General features: G+C 65.8%; 1 pseudogene. It reads left to right on the top strand.

Features of this window, described 5'->3' with window-relative positions:
* Positions 1 to 1,349, top strand: a pseudogene (locus ACWDR0_RS34910) (sugar-binding protein); the annotation flags it as partial.

Here is a 1,349-nt window from a genome sequence, read left to right as displayed (position 1 = left end):
GGTGACGGGTGGGACTACAACCCGGGTGCCATCACCCGGACCTACAAGTCCTGCCGCGACGACCGCACCGGCGGAAACAACACCAAGAAGACCGCCGACTTCTGCTGGGGCTCCTACAACGCCGTCCTGACCCTCGGTGGATCCACCACCGAGCTGGTCCTGGACGACTCGGACAAGGCCACCCCGCACTCCGACAAGTGGGTCACCGCCAACGGCGACGGCTCCAAGGTCGAGCTGGTCAAGCGGCCCGGCACCCGCACCGACGAGGAGAATCGCGCCGAGAGCCCCGAGTACTGGAAGGTCACCACGCGTGACGGCACCCAGTACTGGTTCGGCAAGCACAAGCTCCCCGGCTGGACCACCGGCAAGGAGACGACCAACTCCGTCTTCACCGTCCCGGTCTCGGGCAACCAGCCCGGCGAGCCCTGCTACAACGCCACGTACGCGAACTCCTTCTGCTCCCAGGCCTGGCGCTGGAACCTCGACTACGTCGTCGACGTCCACGGCAACGCCATGTCCCTGTGGTGGAAGAAGGAAGTCAACCACTACGCCAAGAACTTCAAGTTCAAGAAGCCGGTCGACTACGACCGTGGCGGCTACCTCTCCCGTATCGACTACGGTCAGCGCGACAACGCGATCTACACCGGCGACCCGATCGCCCGTGTCATGTTCGCCGTCGAGGAGCGCTGCTACGCCGAGGACGGTGTCAAGTGCACCGAGGAGAACTTCACCTCGGGCGACTGGGCGAAGAACCGGATCTGGTACGACACTCCCGCGGACCTGTACTGCTCCGGTGCCACCGGCAAGGAGTGCTACGTCCCCATCCCCAGCTTCTGGTCCCGCAAGCGCCTGGCCGCGGTGACGACGTATGCCCAGCGGGTCCAGGGCTCGACCGCTCTGCACAAGGTCGACAACTGGAAGCTGGCGCAGTCGCTGCCGCACGAGAAGACCGACGAGGGCACGGCCCTCTGGCTGAACTCGGTCACGCGCACCGGCTACGGCGTCAACGACGCCGAGGGTGTGCAGCTCAACCCGGTCACCTTCGTCGCCAACACCCAGTCGATGCCGAACCGGGTGAAGGAGGTCGTGGCGGCCGGCCCGCCGGAGAAGAACGACACCAACCCGGTCTTCGACCGGCTGCGGATCAGCCGCATCGTGAACGAATACGGCGGCGAGACCGTCGTCACCTACAAGGCCCCGACCGGCGCCTGCGCGAGCGGCAAGAGCTTCCCCGCGACCCACGAGAACACCGGCCTCTGCTTCCCCGCCTACTGGCACCCGGACCCGGACAAGGCCGACGAGAAGATCAGCTGGTTCAACAAGTACGTCATCGCCAAGGTCGAGGAGCT

This window comes from Streptomyces sp. NPDC003691 (assembly GCF_053981115.1).
Note: the sequence above shows the minus strand (reverse complement) of the source record. Positions and strands in the feature narration are given on the sequence as shown.